Genomic DNA, 1057 nt, shown 5'->3' with positions numbered 1-1057 from the left:
TTTTGCAAAAAAACGGGGAATAGAGATTGGCCTATTCTGTGTAGTCCATACATTTGGTCGTCAACTTAATTGGAATGTCCATTTTCATCTATCAGTCACGCGTGGAGGCATAAATAACAAAACTAAGTGATGGTGAAATATCTACTTTAATGCCGCGATGGTAGAGCAGCATTGGAAGCAGAAAGTGGTCTCGTTCCTACGGAACCACTATCATAACTTGAATACTAAACACGATAACTATCAACACATTAGAGACTTTATAGGATGGAATCAGTTTCTCTCTAGTCAATACAGTCGAAAATGGCACATTCACTTGGCCAAAAGACAGAAGATGTTGGTCCAACAGTTAGATACCTAGGTCGCTATTTTAAGCGGCCGCCAATAGCGGCTTCTCGCCTACGTCATTATCAGGGTGGTGATGTTCACTTTGTCTGCAAAGATCATAGAGATAATTGCTATAAGACATTGGTCCTTAGTCAAATAGAGATGATCGAACGGTTAGTTTCACATATCCCTGCTGAAAAGAATTTTAGAGCCATCAGGTATTATGGTTTTCTGTCAAAGTGGTTAGGAATTGAAATTCCTAACCGTTAAATGGCAAACCATCTCACCGACTTGTAGAGAGATGACCTCTTCAACTTCATTAGGCTGATCCAAACCTAATGCTTTATATAACTCGTTAATCGCTAATGTATATGCTTGACTCATCGCTTTATTCCAGTGGTAAATTATTACCTCTAGTAAACCAAATTAGCTATTTGCGGACTATCAATAACAGGGGGAAATTTTTAGAGTTTGTCTGTATAGAGACAAATATAGAAAGCCTGTGCGATGCACTGGCTTTGATTCAACTTTTTAAAGCTTAGGCCAAGGCCAATACAGAGCGTCCTTGCTGACGAGCTAAATCAGCAATTACAGCTCGCTGTTCAGCTGTCTGCCCCATATAATCATTACGACTATATCGCATATCATTAATCACCTCTTCTGCACTCACACTATTAGGTACTTTTTGCATCGCAATCGCAGCAACAATTTGACCTGTACGGCCAACACCTGC

The 1057-nt window shown here is 40.0% G+C and carries 1 protein-coding gene and 2 pseudogenes; 1 reads left to right on the top strand and 2 read right to left on the bottom strand.

The window, feature by feature from the left end; all coding sequences use genetic code 11:
- A pseudogene (locus CTN07_RS22460) lies at positions 1–561 on the top strand (IS91 family transposase); the annotation flags it as partial.
- Between the two features lie 6 nt (positions 562–567).
- Here CTN07_RS22460 and CTN07_RS22940 read toward each other — a convergent pair.
- Complete coding sequence (locus tag CTN07_RS22940) at positions 568–708, bottom strand: type III secretion system chaperone family protein (protein ID WP_157132376.1); 141 nt, start codon at positions 706–708, stop codon at positions 568–570.
- Between the two features lie 154 nt (positions 709–862).
- Positions 863–1057 (bottom strand): annotated as a pseudogene (locus tag CTN07_RS22455) (protein-tyrosine phosphatase family protein); the annotation flags it as partial.

The sequence above is a fragment of the Photobacterium damselae genome (assembly GCF_003026815.1).
Taxonomy (GTDB): domain Bacteria; phylum Pseudomonadota; class Gammaproteobacteria; order Enterobacterales; family Vibrionaceae; genus Photobacterium; species Photobacterium damselae.
This window is presented reverse-complemented; position numbering and strand designations above follow the sequence as displayed.